The following is a 14,771-nucleotide window of genomic DNA, read 5'->3' as shown; positions in this document are numbered from 1 at the left end:
CCCATGGACTTCGCGTTCGACGCCCGCACCGAGGAGCTGCGCGCCCGGCTGCTCGCCTTCATGGACGAGCACGTGTACCCCGCCGAGGCGACGGCCGAGGAGCAGCGCGCGCTGCTGGCCTCGCCCTGGGACACCCCGCGCGTCGTGGAGGAGCTGAAGGCCGAGGCCCGGCGGCAGGGGCTGTGGAACCTCTTCCTCCCCGATCCCGCGTACGGGGCCGGGCTGACCAATCTCCAGTACGCCCCGCTGGCCGAGATCACCGGCCGCTCCCCGCAGCTGGCGCCCACGGCGCTCAACTGCGCCGCCCCGGACACCGGGAACATGGAGGTGCTCCACCAGTTCGGCACCGAGGAGCAGAAGAAGCGGTGGCTGGAGCCGCTGCTCGCCGGGGAGATCCGCTCGGCCTTCGCGATGACGGAGCCCGAGGTGGCCTCCTCGGACGCGACGAACATCGAGACCCGGATCGCGCGCGAGGGCGACGAGTACGTCATCAACGGGCGCAAGTGGTACATCTCCGGGGCGATGAACCCGGACTGCGCGGTCTTCATCGTGATGGGCAAGACCGACCCCGAGAGCGCCGACATGAGGCGTCAGCAGTCGATGGTCCTGGTCCCGCGCGACACCCCGGGCGTCGAGGTCCGCCGCGCCATGCGGGTCTACGGGTACGAGGACCACTACCACGGCGGCCACGCCGAGGTGGACTTCACCGATGTCCGGGTACCCGTCACGAACCTGGTCGGCGAGGAGGGCGGCGGCTTCGCCATCGCCCAGGCGCGGCTGGGCCCGGGCCGCATCCACCACTGCATGCGGCTGATCGGGATGGCGGAGCGGGCGATCGAGCTGATGTGCCGGCGGGCGGTGTCCCGTACCGCGTTCGGCAAGCCGCTCGCCCAGCAGGGCGTCGTGCAGAACTGGATCGCGGACGCCCGGGTCACGGTGGAGCAGCTGCGGCTGCTGGTGCTGAAGACCGCGTGGCTGATGGACACGGTGGGCAACCGGGGCGCGCACACCGAGATCCAGGCCATCAAGATCGCCACTCCGCGTGCCGTGGTCGCCATCCTCGACCAGGCCGTGCAGCTCCACGGCGCGGGCGGCGTCGGCCAGGACTTCCCGCTGGCCGAGCTGTGGGCGGCGGCCCGGACGCTGCGGCTGGCGGACGGCCCGGACGAGGTGCACCAGCGGTCGCTGGCCCGGCGCGAGATCAAGCGGTACGTGTGAGGGCTGCCCGGTAGTACCTGGCGGACCGGCGTCCGGCGTCGGACGCGGTGCGCCGCGAGGCGGAGGGACGCCCGGACACGTCCGCGTACCCGGGGATCACCGGGCGTCTCGCGGCGCACCGGGTCGGCTCCCGCCCGCCCCGATCCGGTCCAGAACGTCGGTGTAGCGGGCGCGCCGGTCGGGGCGGGCGCGGGCGGCGGCGGCGCGCAGGGCGGGGACGGCCGTCGTGCCCAGGGCGGCCAGCCCCTCGGCCGCCGCGTCGCGGACCGCCGGGTGCGGGTGGCCGAGCAGCCCGGTCACGGCGGGCAGGGCGGGTCTCCAGGCCGCGCGGCAGAGGGTGCGGACCGCCATGCGCACCACGTCGGGGCTGGGGTCGTCCAGCAGGGTCCGGGTGTGGTCGAGGTGGGCCGGCCGGTCGAGCATCGCCCGTGAGGTGCGGTGGGCGCGCAGCCGGACCCGGGCGCGGGGGTGGGTGAGCAGCCCGGCCAGCAGGCCGGACAGGCGCGGGTCGTCGTCGGGTGCGGGGCCGGGGTGCGCCTCCGCCAGTGCGGTGAGCGCCCGGCAGATCTGTTCCGGTGTGCCGGTGGCGGCCAGTTCCAGCAGCTCCTGGCGGGACGGGCCGGCACCGCTCGCGGCGGGTGCGGGTTCCCGGCGCTCGCGGAGCGCTGCCAGGGCGGCCGCGTCGTGCCGGGCCGCGTCCGGGCCGCGCAGGGGGCCGTCGACGAGCAGCAGCCGGTCCGCCAGGTCGCCGTGGCCCTCCTCGCGCAGCCGTCGCCGGGCCCGCTCCAGGGCCCGGGTGCGCAGCAGCGGGCGGCCGGCGAGCAGTTCCAGGGAGCCGCGGTCGCCGCCGCCCGGCCGGTCGGCGAGGAGCGTGGCGAGGGCGTCGGCCGGGCAGGCGCGCAGGGCGTCGCGGATCGCCCCGGCCCCGGCGGGCGGAGCCGTTCGCCACCACTCCAGCAGCAACGGCACCAGCCGCTCCAGCTCCTGGGGCCCGAGCCGGGCGGCGGTGTACGCGACCCGGTCGCGCAGGACGTCCCCGGCGCGCAGTTCGGCCGGGTCGAGCAGGGACAGCGCGCGGGCCAGGCCGGTGTCGACGGGCAGGTCGACCCGGCCGCGCAGATACGCGCGGAGCACCGGCAGCCGGGCCTCCGGCTCGGGCCAGCGGGCCAGGGTCAGGGCGGCGGTGCGGCGGCGGTCCTCACCGGGCGCGTCCAGCAGGGTCAGCAGCCGCTCCCGCTGGGCCGCCGAGCGGGGCTGGTCGAGGTCGTCCCCGCGTATCAGGCGTGGGGGCGGGGCCGGGACACGGGCGGTCTCGGCGAGGGTCCAGGGCGGTGCGTCGAGGGGCTGGAGGAGCGTCATCCAGTCGACGAGCGCGGTCCGGACCCCGGGACCGGCGGTCTGGTGGGCCTCGGCGAGCGCGGCCAGCCGGTCCCTGGAGGGGACCGTTCCGTCGTCCCGGGCCCGGAACCGGGCCAGCTCCTCCGGGGTGCGGGCCGCCTCCTCCAGCGCCTCCCGCCAGGCCCGGGCCCCGGCCGGGAGCGGCGCGTCGTCCTCCGGTACGGCGAAGGCGGCCCGGAGCACGGTGGTCGCTCCCCGCCAGGGGTCGGCGCCGAGCCGGGCGGCGGCGAGGTCCCGGTCGAGGTCGGCGCGGACCGGGACCGCGCCGAGCAGGCGCAGCAGCGGCACCGTGGAGCGGGCGGGGGCGGCCGGGGCGGGGCGCAGGGCCCGGACGGCGACGGTCGCGGCGGTCCGGGCGGAGGCCGTCAGCAGCGGCGCGGCGGCTTCGAGTACGGCGACGAGGTCGTGCCGGTCCCGGTCGCGGGCGTCGGCCAGCGCGGCCAGCAGAACCGGGGCGAAGCGCGCGTACGCGCCGAGTTCCGCCGTGCTCCGGGGCCCGGGGCAGATCCGCAGCGCGTACCGCACCACCCGGTTCCGCAGCGCCGGATCCCGGCGCACCGGTGGGGACGCGGCGAGCCGGAGCCAGTCGGCCAGCAGCGGCCGCAGCGCCTCGGTCCGGCCCGGGGCGGGCATCTCGTCCCGTCCGGCCAGGCGCAGCGCGACGGCCGCGTCCCAGCCGTCGGCCAGCAGGGTCCCGGCGTCCCGGTCGGCCGCCCGGGGCGCGGGCGGGGGCGGCCCGGCGGAGGGGACGGTGATGCCGTGGCGGGCCAGGGCTGCGGCGAGGTCGTCCAGGGTGCCGGTGGCCGGGCGGACCCGCCCGGACGCCAGCAGGGCGAGCAGTGGGGGCGCCACCGGTGACTCCTGTTCGGCCAGGGCGCGGACCGCGCGGGTGCCGAGGGCGCCGGAGAGGCCGAGGAGGAGGCGCTCGCGGACGGAGGCGGGGCGGGCGTGCTCGGCGGCGGCCAGCAGGGTGGCGGCATGGGCCTCGCCGAGTACCGTGCGCAGGGCTTCGACGAGGGTCTCGCGCAGGGCGGGGTTGTCCTCGCGGCCGAGCCGGTCGAGGAGTCCGGGGACCGCCGCCCGGCCGCCGGTGCGGACCAGGGCCGCGGCCGCCGTCTTGCGGATGTTCGTGTTCGGGTGGTCCAGGCGGTCGGCGATCGCGGCGCCCGCCCAGTGGGCCCGGGCGTGGCCCAGGGCGAGGAGGGCCTGGCGTACGGTCTGGACGTCCCGGGCCCGGGTCAGCGCGATCAGGGTCGCCGAGAGGGCCTGGGCGTCCTCTCCCGTGGCGTCGCGGGCGAGGAGGGCGATGGCGTGCTTGCGGACGTGCCGGTCCCGGTGGCGGGTCAGCCGGTGCACCCGGGCCCGGGTGCCCGTCCAGGGGGTCCTGAGCAGCAGTTCGAGCAGGATCACCCGCTCGTGGTCGAGGAGTCCGGGGCGGTCCAGCAGCTCCAGGGCGAGGTTCGCGACGAGGGCGTGCCCGGCTCCGTCGGCGTCCGTGGCGGTGAGCAGGCAGACCGGTCTGATCGCGCCCCGCCCGTGGAGCCGGCGGCCGAGGTCGTGGAGCGCGTCCAGGACCTCCTGGGGCACCACGGGTTCCCCGGCGGGCCGCCCGTGTTCGCCGGTCCGGTCGGGGGCACCCGGCTCCCGCGCGGTGGCCAGTGCGGAGACGACGCGCAGCAGCAGGTCGGCGAGGGCCGGGAGGGTGTCCGCGTCGCCGTGGGCCGCCAGCCGGCACAGTGCGGCGTCCGGCCGGTCCGGGTCGAGGTGGGAACGGAGCAGCGCCAGCTCCCCGGGGTCCGGGCGGCCGAGGCCGGCCGCGATGCGCGGGGGCAGGTCGACGGGGTCGAGCCGGGCGAGCAGGGCGCGGCGGCGCTCCGGGTCGCGGTCGAGCTGCCAGAGCAGCTCGAGGGCGCGGTGGCGTACCGGGCGCAGAGGGGGTGCCACCTGGCCGCCGGTCGCCGTGTCGAGGCCCAGTCCTTCGCGCAGGGCCAGGACCGTCCGGTCGCCGCCGATCGCCTCCAGGGTCTCCAGGGCCGCGTCCGGCGCCGAGGGCAGCAGGGCGAGCACCGCCTCCTCGGCGTCCGTGTGGCGCAGCTCCCGGATCGCGTCGAGGAACGGGCCGGGTACGGGGGCGGCGGGCAGCAGCCGGGTGACGGCGGCCCCGACCGGGAGGTCCCCGGCGCCCTGGGCTGCGAGGGCGGTCAGCAGGGCGAGCCGGCGCGGCCAGTCCGGGTCGTCGGCGGGGGCGTCGGTGAGGACCCGGAGCGCGTCCCGGCGGACGGTGAAGAGGACCGTCGCCACGTCGTGGGGTGCGATGGAGTGGTCCGCGAGGGCCAGGCCGACGACGACGGGGACGTCCGGCCCGTCCGGGAAGTGGCCGCGCCGGTGGAGGCCGCGCAGGCAGGCCACGGCCGGGGCGCCGAGCAGCAGCGGATCGCGCGCGGCGAGGGCGGTCAGGGCGCCGATGTCCGCGCGTCCGGCGAGATCCCCGAGGAGTTCCAGCGCCCGCCGCCGCAGCGCGGGCGCCAGGTCCGGGTCCTCGGCGGCCCGGCGCAGCAGGTCCCGGTGGCCGTGGCGGGCGGCGACCGTGAGCGCGGCACCGGCCACGGACTCGGGTACGGGTGCGGGTGCGGGCTCCGTGCCGGGATCGGCCCCGGCGGCGGGGTCGGGCCCCGGACCGGTACGGAGGAACGGGGCGAGGAGGCCGGGCGGCAGCGGGTCGAGCGCCGCCCACGGCTCGGCCAGCCCGTCCAGTGCGGCGGTGACGGCCTCGGCGCCGCCGGTGCCCAGCAGTCCGGTCAGGGCGGCCCGGGCCTGGGCGGGGGCCAGGAGTCCGGCGTACAGCCCCTGCCGGGCCAGCCGTACTGCCTCGGCCCGGAGCACCGGGTCGGTGCCGGCCGCCAGCTCCGCCACCAGCCGGGCCGGGTGGCGGGCGGCGGTGATGTCCGCGCCGCGGACCGCCTGGTACAGCGGCTCGCCCGGGGGTTCCTCGCGCAGCGCCGCCGCCGGGTCGTGCAGCAGATCGGCGCGCAGCCAGGCGGTGCGTACCGAGGCGGGCAGCGTTCCGGCCGTGCGCCAGGGCGGGCGGGGGCGGTCCTCCAGGGCGCGGGCGAACCGTTCGTCGTGCCCGGCCCTTTCGTGGAGTCCGGCCAGCAGGAGGTCCGCCTCCGGCGGTCCGGTGAGCGTCGTGGGCAGCAGCGCGGCGAGTCCGGCCGCCTCCGTGTCGTCCGACGGCGGGCGGGCGGCGAGGCGCTCGGTGAGCAGGGCGAGGCCCAGGTGGCGCGAGGCGGGGTCGTGGTGGCGGATCAGCCGCCCCAGTTCCCGGGGCGGGAGCTCCCCGGTGTCCGTGGTGGTGGGGAACTGGTCGCCGGCCGGGGTCCGCATCGTCGGATGCTAACCGGGCGGGCACCGGCCCCACCAACGGATTCGGGCCCGGCAGCGGTGCGGGCGCTCAGTAGCCGCCGGAGCCCACGTGGTCCGCCAGCGCCAGTTCGCGGGCGAAGGCACGGACCCGCAGCAGGCAGCGGGCGAACAGCCGGACGGCCGCCGGGTGGTGCGGGCCGTGGGCCGCCGTCCACAGCGCGGGGACGTGCGCGGACCGCTGGGGCGCGGACTGCTGGATCTGCGTCATGGGACCAGCTTCGGACCGCCCGCGCGATCGGTCCAACAGATGATTCAGCTACCTCCCATCGCTATCGTGGATGGATGGAGCTTCGCCAACTCCGCCATTTCATGGCGGTGGTCACCCACGGCAGTTTCACCGCCGCCGCCCGTGCCGAGCCGATCGCGCAGTCCGCGCTGAGCACCTCCGTACGGAATCTGGAGCGGGAGCTGGGGGCCGAGCTGTTCGACCGGACCGGCCGCCGGGTGGTGCTGACCGAGGCGGGCCGGGCGCTGCTGCCGTCGGCCCGGTCAGTGCTGGCCGGTACGGAGGCGGCTCGGGACGCGGTGGCGGCCGTCTCGGGGCTGGTGACCGGCCGGGTCAGGATCGGCACGATCCAGACCCTGACCTGCGTGGACCTGGCGGCCGAGCTGGCCGCTTACCACCGTGCCTGGCCGGGGGTGCAGATCTCGCTGCGCGAGGCGACGACGCCGGAGCTGGTGGCGGGGCTGCGCGCCGGCGAGCTGGACCTGGCCTTCCTGGCGCCGGACGCCGCCGAACTCCCGGACGGCATCGCCGCCTTCGCGACCTGGCACGAGGACCTGGTGCTGATCACCGCGCCGGGCCACCGGCTGGCGGACGCCGGGCGCACCCTGATCAAGGACCTCGCCGACGAGCCGTTCGTGGACTTCCGGGCGGGTACGGGCCTGGAGACCGCGGTGCGCAGACTGGCCGCGCACTGCGGTCTGGAGCGCCGGATCACCTGCGACGTCACCCAGATCCGGCTGCTCGTGGACCTCGTACGGGCCGGGATCGGGGTGGCGATCGTGCCCCGGCGGATCGGCACGGAGGCGGGGCTGCCGTGCGTGAGCATCCGTCAGCCGGAGCCCGGCCGGACGGTGGTCCTCGCCGGCCGGGCGCCCCGGCCGCGCAACCCGGCCGCCACGGCGCTCCTCGACCGGCTGACGACTACTACGGGCGGAGCGCCCGCAGCAGCAGATCGGCCAGGTGGTCGGCGACCTCCTGCTGGCTGAGCGGGCCGTCCGGCCGGTACCAGGTGGAGAGGTGGTGGACCGAGCCGAAGTGGTAGTCGACGATCAGGTCGGCCGGGGTGGCGGTGGAGAACACCCCGCTGCGCTGCCCCTCCTCCACCAGCGCCCGGAAGCGCTCGTGGTAGCGGCGGCGCTCCGCCCGGACGCGCTTGTTCTTCTCCGGGCTGAGGTGGTGCATCGACCGGAAGAAGATCGAGGCGTCGTCCAGGTTCTCGATGGTGGTGACGACCACGTCGGCGGCCGCGTCGCGCAGCCGCTGCTCGACGGGGGCGTCCGCGCCGGCGAAGGCGTCCAGGCGCTCCTGCTGGAGGCGGAGCACCCGGGAGTAGACCTCCTGGAGGAGGTCCTCCTTGGAGCCGAAGTAGTGGTAGAGCGCGCCCTTGGTGACACCTGCGGCCTCGACGATGTCCTGGACCGAGGTGCGGTCGTAGCCCCGCTCGGCGAAGAGCCGGGTGGCGGCGGCCAGCAGTCGCCGGGGGACGGGGGCCTGCTCCCCGTCCGTCGCCTTGGCCATTGCCGCCACCTGCCTTCCGCGTGGATCCGTCATCGGGGGGAACGCAGTTCCCTCCGGAGGATCTTCCCACTCGCCGTCTTCGGCAGTTCCGCGAGGATCTCCACCTCCCGGGGGTATTTGTACGCCGCGAGCCGCTCGGCGCAGTACGCCGTCAACTCCTCGGGCGCCACCGTGGCTCCGGGACGCAGGCTGACGCAGGCGCGGACGGTCTCGCCCCGGTAGGGGTCGGGGACGCCGACGACGGCCGCCTCGCGGACCGCCGGGTGGGTGTAGAGGACGTCCTCCACCTCGCGTGGCCAGACCTTGAAGCCGGAGGCGTTGATCATGTCCTTCTTGCGGTCGACGACGTAGAGCCAGCCCGCCTCGTCCATGAACCCGATGTCACCGGTGCGCAGTTCGCCGTCCGGGAAGGCGGCGGCGGTGGCCTCGGGCAGCCCCCAGTAGCCGGGGACCACCTGCGGGCCCCGCACGGCGATCTCGCCGTGCGCGCCGAAGGGGACCTCCGCGCCGTTCTCGTCGAGGATCCGGACCACCGTGTCCGGGCCGGGGACGCCGACGGACAGCGTCCCGGAGGCCGGGTCCACGGGGGCCTCGCGCTCCGGTGGTACGGCGGCGCAGGGGGCGGTGCACTCGGTGAGCCCGTAGCCGTTGTGGAGGTAGGGGCCGAACTCCGTGCGGAACTTCTCGATCAGGGCGGGCGGTACCGGTGCGCCGCCCGAGGAGATGATCCGGAAGGAGGCGAAGTGCCCGGGGGTGGCGCCGGGGTGGGCGGCCAGCGCCATGAAGGCGGTGGACGGGCCGACGGTGTAGGCGGGGCGGTGCTCGGCGAAGGCGTCGAGGACGACGCCGGGGTGGAAGCGGTGGGCGAGGACGAGGGTGCCCGCGTTGGCGAGGCAGGCGGCGAGCTGGCACACCACGCCGGTGATGTGGAAGAGCGGGGCGAGCGCGAAGTAGGCGGAGCCCTCGGGGACCGGGTGGCCGGTGCGCTGGCGCTCGGCGTTGACCATGATGTTGCGGTGCGTGTTCATGGCGCCCTTGGGGGTACCGCTGGTCCCGGAGGTGTAGCTGATCAGCGCCACGTCGTCGGCGCCGGGCAGCCGCCCCTCGGGGGCCCCGCCGCCCCGGCGGGCGACGGCGACCAGGTCCTCGGTGTCCCGGGGCACCGGCAGCCGTTCGGGGGCGAGGACCCGTTCGTCGTTCCGGGTCTGGAGGTCGAGCTCGCTGGTGGTGAGGGCGATCCGTACCGACGGGGCCCCGGCGGCGGTCTCCCGCAGGAACGCCTCCCAGATCCGGTCCGCGCAGATCACCGCCGTGACCCCGGCGTCCTTCAGGACGTGGCCGACCTCGGCCGATTTGTACATCGGGTTGAGCGGGACGACGACGGCCCCGGCCTTCCAGGCGCCGAGCAGCGCGAGGACGAACTGCGGGCTGTTCTGGAGCATGAGCGCGACCCGGTCGCCGGGCTCCAGCCCCTTCGCGGCGAGGTGGCCGGCGACCGCGTCGGAGAGCGCGTCGGTCCCGCGGTAGCCCAGGCGGCCGTCGAAGTAGGCGAGGGCGGGGCGGTCGGGGGTGCGGGCGGCGGACTCCCGGAAGGCGTGGACCAGGGTCGGGGCGGGGTGGACGGGGGCCCGCTGGGCCTCGCTGAGGAGGGCCAGCCAGGGCCGGGCGGCGTAGATCGATCCGGTCATGCGCCGGTCCCCTCCCAGGTGCGCTGGAGGTGGTTCATGCCGTCGAGCCAGTGGTCGGTGTCCTTGGCGCGGGCCCGGTAGTAGCCGGCGACCTCGGGGTGCGGCAGGACCAGGAAGCGGTCCTGGGCCATGGCGTCGAGGAGGGCGTCGGCGACCGCCTCCGGCTCGATGGCGCTGGGGGCGAGGACCAGCTCCCCGGCCGATCCGGCGGCGGTGAGCATGTCCGTCCGCACCCCTTGCGGGCAGATGGCGTGCACCTTGATGCCGCGGTGGCGGTAGGTGAGCGAGAGCCATTCGGCGAAGGCGACGGCCCCGTGCTTGGTGACGCTGTACGGGGCGGCGCCGATCATCGTGAGCAGCCCGGCGGCGGAGGCGGTCGAGACGAACCGGCCGCTGCCGCGCTCCAGCCAGTCGGGCAGCAGTTCCCTGGCCGCGCGGACGTGGGCCATCACGTTGACGTCCCAGGCCGCGGCCCAGACCTCTTCGCCGGCGAGGGCGTCGCCGGGCGAGGCCAGTCCGGCGTTGGCGCAGTAGATGTCGACCGTGCCGTCCAGCGCGTCGCGCGCCTCGGCCACGATCCCGGAGGCGTCGCCGGCGACGGCGGTGGCACCGATCTCCCCGGCCAGCGCCTCGATCCGCGCCCCGTCGAGGTCGTTGACCACGACCCGGGCGCCCTCGGCGGCGAACCGGCGGGCCAGCGCGGCCCCGATCCCGCCGCCGGCCCCGGTGACCACCACGCCCGCACCCTTGACCACGCCCATCGGTTCCGCCTCTCTCAGCCGACTCCACCGGCAGACTAACCAGTCGGTATGCCGGAGCGGAAGGGACCGGACCCAGGTGGCGGACACTCCTGTCGCACCAGTCCCGTCCGGCTCGTTCCGTACGGCCGGAACCCGCGCTACCGTGCGTGGCCATGACATGCTTCGCGATCATGGAGGTTGCCGGATGAGCCTGTCCAGACGTGGTTTGCTGGCCGCGGGCGGCGCGGTGGGGGCCCTCGCCGCGACGGCCACCGGGGCCGGGACGGCGGCCGCCTCACCCCCTCCGGGCAAGGGGCGCAGGGTCCGGACCGGCTTCGACCGGCTGGCGGCGGACGGCTACGCCCTGCTGAAGGGCGAGAAGGTCGGCATCGTCACCAACCCGACCGGGGTCACCTCCGACGTACGCCACATCGTCGATGTGATGCACCCGGACGAACGGGTGGACCTGATCGCCGTCTTCGGCCCGGAGCACGGCTTCCGCGGCACCGCGCAGGCGGGCGGCTCGGAGGGCCGGTACGACGACCCGGCGACCGGACTCCCGGTCTACGACACGTACCTGAAGAGCGGTCAACCGCTCGCCGACGTCTTCACCGCCTCCGGCGTCGACACCGTGGTCTTCGACATCCAGGACGCGGGCGCCCGCTTCTACACGTACATCTGGACGCTGTACGACTGCATGGAGGCCGCGGCGCTGGCGGGCAAGCGGTTCGTCGTCCTGGACCGGCCGAACCCGGTGACCGGGCGGGCGGCGCTGGGCCCGGTCCTCGATCCGGCCTTCGGCACCTTCGTGGGCCGCCGGGAGATCGCCCAGGCGCACGGCATGACCGTCACCGAGCTGGCGCTGCTCTTCAACGCGCGCTTCCTGGCCGACCGTCCGGTCGATCTGCGCATCGTGAAGATGTCCGGCTGGAAGCGCACGGACTTCTTCGACGCGACCGGGCTGCCGTGGGTGCCGCCGAGCCCCAACATGCCGACCCCGGACACCGCGCTGGTCTACTCCGGCACCTGCCTGTTCGAGGGCACCAACCTCTCCGAGGGGCGCGGCACCACCCGCCCCTTCGAGCTGCTGGGCGCGGAGGGCATCGGCCACCGCTGGGCGGAGGCCGCGAACGCGCTCGGCCTGCCCGGGGTCGCGTTCCGGGAGGCGTACTTCGCGCCGACGTTCTCCAAGTTCCAGGGGAAGACGGTCGGCGGGGTGCAGCTGCACGTCCAGGACCGCGAGGTCTTCGACCCGGTGCGCACCGGCATCGGGCTGCTGGTGACGGCGAAGCGGAGCTGGGACGGCTTCGCCTGGCGCTCGGACAACTGGATCGACAAGCTCACCGGCAACACCCGGGTCCGCACCATGATCGACGCGGGTGCGGACACCGACGAGGTGGTGGGGGCGTGGTCGGCCGACCACGCCGCGTTCCGGACGGTCCGCAAGCGGTACCTCCAGTACTGACCGGCGACACCGCTCACGGCTGACGGAGCCGGGCGGGTCCACGCGTGCGGACCCGCCCGGTTCGCGGCCTACCGGTGGGCGGGGAACTCCACCACCTGCTGGTAGGTCGGGCGGTTCTGCCAGTGGATCGCCTTCTGGGTGATCCCGCCGAGCGCCCGGTGGATGATCGAGTCGGTGCACCACTGGTCGCCGGCCTTGCAGCTTCCGTCGCCCGGGTAGACCGCGGTGGCCGGTTCGGCCACGGCCTGCTTCAGGGCGCCGAGCAGGGCGTCGCGGCAGCCGTCCGCGTCACCACCGCCGCAGTACGTCCGGGCCAGCGGCCCCTTGACCGACTGGCCCAGGACCTGGCGCAGGTCCTTGTCGACAAAGCCCCACCAGCCGTACTGGAAGGCGGAGCCGCTGTGCGCCCCGCTCGGCCCGTGGCTGGCGGCCGGGGACTCGTCGGTGGCCAGGCTCGCGGTCAGCGCCCCGTACAGGTCGTCGCCGAGCCCCGGCCGGAACTCGGCCTCGACCAGCTTCGGCCACCACGCGTCCATGATCCGCACCGCGTCGGCGTGGGTGTAGGTGTGCGAGCCGGGGCCGGTCTCCTTGCGCTGCGAACCGGCCGCCCGCCACGAGTCCAGCTGCTGGACGGCGGCGTTCAGCGCGGGGTCGGTGACCGGCTTGGCGCGGATCACCTTCAGCAGTTCGGGCAGCAGCTGCTCACCCCGCAGATCGGTGACGGCCGCCTCGGCCATGGCGCGGGTCAGCGAGGCCCGCGTCACCCCGCCGTCCTCGACCAGCTTCGCCACCCGCTGGTCCAGCAGATCGCCCCGGTGAACGGCGCTGAGACCGAAGCCGGCCGCCGCGTATCCCTTGGCCTGCCGGTTGTTCCAGGAGACGTAGTAGTCCTGGCCGCTGGAGTTCGGGTGCGCGGCGAAGGCGGTGTACGCGGCGGTGTTGGCCGCCGGGTCGAAGTCCTGCCACTCGTAGGCCCGTTCGGCCCTGATCGGCAGGGCCGGGTCGACGTCCGCCGGACGGACCGGGTTCAGCCCGCTGTTGTAGTACGCGGCGGTGCGGGAGTCGGCGTAGAACCAGTTGAAGGCGTAGTCGATATTGCTCGCCGCCCGCTGGAAGGAAGCGGCGTCCGTGACGTACGAGGGGTCGTTGAGCATCTGGAAGCCGATGATCGAGTCCGCCTCGTGGCGGTAGGTGGAGCGCAGCGAGGTGTACGCGACGGGCCTGCCGTCCACCGTGGCGCGGTGGGTGACGATGCCGTAGTTCGTGCGCCGCGCCTGCATCCGGTAGGAGCCGGCCGCGGTGGAGTCGGCGACGGTCGGCTTCCAGGAGTTGGTGCGCTCCAGCGTCTCCATGGCGGTGCAGGTGCCCCGGTAGAGGTAGTGCGTGGAGTCCTTGGTGGGCGTGGAGCCGTCGGGTTCGCACAGGTCGACGGTGTAGGTGTCGGTGATGTCCTGGGCGGCCGAGGTGGCGCTCCAGGCGTAGTCCTGGCCCCGCCCCATCTGGATGTACATGCCGACCCCGGCGAAGGAGACGCCGCGGGCGCTGATGCCGGGTCCCTGGAGCTCCTGGAGCATCATCAGCTGCGGGGCGAAGTAGCCGGTCTGCGGACCGAAGACGGCGATCGGGTTGCCGCTCGCGGTGTGCTGGCCGGAGACCAGCAGGGCGTTGGACATTCCGCGCTTCTGGGCGCCGGAGCCGGAGCCGGGCAGCGAGCCCTCGGGGATGACGCCGTCGTCGTAGATGCCCTGGGCCTTCTTGAGCCGGGCCGGGGCCTTGACGGGGGCCTTGCGGTCGGTGCCCGCGGAGCCGGTGCGGTCGTAAATGAGGGGTTCGGCGGTGACGGAGCCGGGGTCGGGCAGGGCGGTGCCGTGCGCCTGGCCGGGCTTGCCGGCGTAGGGGAAGGCGGTGCCGTCGTGGATGGTCAGCACGGCCTCGGGGTCCTCGCGCTGGCGGAAGGACTCCCAGACCTTCGTGCCCTCGACGACCCCGTACTTCTGCTGGGCGGCCAGCAGCGAGAGCGCCGCCTGCACCTCGCCGCCACCGCCGCCGCCGAACTGGCCGCCGACGACCGAGGCGATGGAGATCAGGTCGGTCAGCTTGAAGGGCTGGATCTCACCGATGTTGGTGATGGCGTCGATCTTTCCGGTGAGCACGTACTCGCCGGGGAAGTAGCGGCCCTTCTTGGACTTCTCGCGGTAGGCGTTGATGCCGTCGACGTACGCCTGCGCGTCCGCCATGGCCTGCTCTCCGCGCTCACCCTCGTGGGTCCGGATGTATTCGACCTGGGCTTCGAGATCCGCCTCGGTGTACGGGGCCTGTGGCCAGAACTGTTGCTCCAGGCCCTGGTTGGCCAACGCGCCGCCGGCGAACGAGGTCAGCTCGCCGCGCCCGATGTGCCGGAAGAGGTCCATCAGCCAGAGCCGGTCCTGCCCGGCCGCGTATCCGGCGCCGAACTCGGTGCCGTAGCGGGTGGTGCCCTTGATGTGCGGGACGCCGGACGCCTTGTCGCGGGTGATGGTGACGTCGTCGCGCGGCGAGGTCACGGACTCGACCTGGTCCGCGGGGACCCCGAAGGAGGCGTCGTTGAAGAAGTCGGTCAGCTTCTGGTCGGTGAGTCCGGAGTACCCGGCCACCAGCCCGTTGTAGCGGTCGAGTTGGTCGTCGCTGTGGGCGGGGTGCGTGCCGACCGTCTTGTTGCCGAGGATCTCGACGAGGGTGGCGTTGCCGTTCTCGCCGGGCGGCAGGATGTCGTCGCACTGCCCTCGGCAGTAGTCGGTGACGGGGGCGGGTTCCGCCGCGGCGGCGGTGGACGCCTGCGGCGCGGCCGCCAGCAGGGTGGCGCCGAGCGCGAGGACCGCCGCGGCGGTGGCGGCTCTGGACAGGACGGTGCGTGGGGGCATGGGTGCTCCTCGGGGAGGCCGGTGCGCCGGAGGTTACTGGCGGTAGGACTCCTCGGTAAGATGAACATCCGTCACTTTTTCCGAATCATCACATGAGCAGGTTCGCGACGGCTGTACCGACCGGCGGACGGTCTAATTCCGGACAACGTCCCGCCCCACGGGATCCTCTGGAGGCGGCCGTACGTCCCTTTCATG

Annotated in this window: 9 protein-coding genes; 3 read left to right on the top strand and 6 right to left on the bottom strand. The window is 75.0% G+C overall.

Features of this window, described 5'->3' with window-relative positions; genetic code table 11:
- Positions 1–3 precede the first annotated feature (3 nt).
- The gene (locus tag ACF08W_RS12975; protein WP_385210531.1) at positions 4–1,218 is read left to right on the top strand and encodes an acyl-CoA dehydrogenase family protein; all 1,215 of its coding nucleotides are present in this window, start codon (positions 4–6) and stop codon (positions 1,216–1,218) included.
- 96 nt (positions 1,219–1,314) lie between these two features.
- Here the strand turns inward: ACF08W_RS12975 and ACF08W_RS12970 are convergent, their stop codons facing one another.
- Together ACF08W_RS12970 and ACF08W_RS12965 are read right to left on the bottom strand one after the other, a co-directional pair.
- Positions 1,315–6,000: a HEAT repeat domain-containing protein gene (locus tag ACF08W_RS12970; RefSeq protein ID WP_392279275.1), complete on the bottom strand. Its 4,686-nt coding sequence runs from the start codon at positions 5,998–6,000 to the stop codon at positions 1,315–1,317.
- A gap of 67 nt (positions 6,001–6,067) precedes the next feature.
- Complete coding sequence (locus ACF08W_RS12965) at positions 6,068–6,247, bottom strand: hypothetical protein (protein ID WP_392279274.1); 180 nt, start codon at positions 6,245–6,247, stop codon at positions 6,068–6,070.
- A 74-nt stretch (positions 6,248–6,321) separates the two neighbouring features.
- Between ACF08W_RS12965 and ACF08W_RS12960 the strand changes: the two genes are divergently transcribed.
- On the top strand, positions 6,322–7,251 hold the full coding sequence (locus ACF08W_RS12960) for a LysR family transcriptional regulator (protein ID WP_385210522.1): 930 nt from the start codon (positions 6,322–6,324) through the stop codon (positions 7,249–7,251).
- Here the strand turns inward: ACF08W_RS12960 and ACF08W_RS12955 are convergent.
- The 3 genes from ACF08W_RS12955 to ACF08W_RS12945 are packed head-to-tail and all read right to left on the bottom strand — an operon-like array spanning position 7,190 to position 10,232.
- Positions 7,190–7,783 (bottom strand): TetR/AcrR family transcriptional regulator, encoded by a 594-nt coding sequence (locus ACF08W_RS12955; RefSeq protein WP_352279226.1) that lies wholly within the window; start codon positions 7,781–7,783, stop codon positions 7,190–7,192. The genes ACF08W_RS12960 and ACF08W_RS12955 overlap by 62 nt on opposite strands.
- 29 nt (positions 7,784–7,812) lie before the next feature.
- Positions 7,813–9,471 carry a class I adenylate-forming enzyme family protein gene (locus ACF08W_RS12950; RefSeq protein ID WP_385210518.1) on the bottom strand — a complete coding sequence of 553 codons (1,659 nt, stop codon included), beginning with the start codon at positions 9,469–9,471 and terminating at the stop codon, positions 7,813–7,815.
- Positions 9,468–10,232, bottom strand: a complete 765-nt coding sequence (locus ACF08W_RS12945; RefSeq protein WP_352279229.1) for an SDR family oxidoreductase — start codon at positions 10,230–10,232, stop codon at positions 9,468–9,470. Before ACF08W_RS12945 ends, ACF08W_RS12950 begins: the two co-directional genes overlap by 4 nt.
- Before the next feature lie 184 nt (positions 10,233–10,416).
- Here ACF08W_RS12945 and ACF08W_RS12940 point away from each other — a divergent pair, with 184 nt between their 5' ends.
- Positions 10,417–11,676, top strand: a complete 1,260-nt coding sequence (locus ACF08W_RS12940) for an exo-beta-N-acetylmuramidase NamZ domain-containing protein (RefSeq protein WP_392279273.1) — start codon at positions 10,417–10,419, stop codon at positions 11,674–11,676.
- A 68-nt stretch (positions 11,677–11,744) separates the two neighbouring features.
- Here the strand turns inward: ACF08W_RS12940 and ACF08W_RS12935 are convergent, their stop codons facing one another.
- Positions 11,745–14,576: a penicillin acylase family protein gene (locus ACF08W_RS12935; protein WP_392279272.1), complete on the bottom strand. Its 2,832-nt coding sequence runs from the start codon at positions 14,574–14,576 to the stop codon at positions 11,745–11,747.
- Positions 14,577–14,771 lie beyond the last annotated feature (195 nt).

The sequence above is a fragment of the Streptomyces sp. NPDC015144 genome (genome assembly GCF_043079735.1).
In the GTDB taxonomy this organism is placed as follows: domain Bacteria; phylum Actinomycetota; class Actinomycetes; order Streptomycetales; family Streptomycetaceae; genus Streptomyces.
Note: the sequence above shows the minus strand (reverse complement) of the source record. Positions and strands in the feature narration are given on the sequence as shown.

What these genes read in the sequence shown, in the direction of transcription:
- ACF08W_RS12935 (WP_392279272.1), bottom strand. Translation starts at nt 14,576, where the DNA reads ATGCCCCCACGCACCGTCCTGTCCAGAGCCGCCACCGCCGCGGCGGTC.
- ACF08W_RS12975 (WP_385210531.1), top strand. Translation starts at nt 4, where the DNA reads ATGGACTTCGCGTTCGACGCCCGCACCGAGGAGCTGCGCGCCCGGCTG.
- ACF08W_RS12945 (WP_352279229.1), bottom strand. Translation starts at nt 10,232, where the DNA reads ATGGGCGTGGTCAAGGGTGCGGGCGTGGTGGTCACCGGGGCCGGCGGC.
- ACF08W_RS12970 (WP_392279275.1), bottom strand. Translation starts at nt 6,000, where the DNA reads ATGCGGACCCCGGCCGGCGACCAGTTCCCCACCACCACGGACACCGGG.
- ACF08W_RS12955 (WP_352279226.1), bottom strand. Translation starts at nt 7,783, where the DNA reads ATGGCCAAGGCGACGGACGGGGAGCAGGCCCCCGTCCCCCGGCGACTG.
- ACF08W_RS12940 (WP_392279273.1), top strand. Translation starts at nt 10,417, where the DNA reads ATGAGCCTGTCCAGACGTGGTTTGCTGGCCGCGGGCGGCGCGGTGGGG.
- ACF08W_RS12965 (WP_392279274.1), bottom strand. Translation starts at nt 6,247, where the DNA reads ATGACGCAGATCCAGCAGTCCGCGCCCCAGCGGTCCGCGCACGTCCCC.
- ACF08W_RS12960 (WP_385210522.1), top strand. Translation starts at nt 6,322, where the DNA reads ATGGAGCTTCGCCAACTCCGCCATTTCATGGCGGTGGTCACCCACGGC.
- ACF08W_RS12950 (WP_385210518.1), bottom strand. Translation starts at nt 9,471, where the DNA reads ATGACCGGATCGATCTACGCCGCCCGGCCCTGGCTGGCCCTCCTCAGC.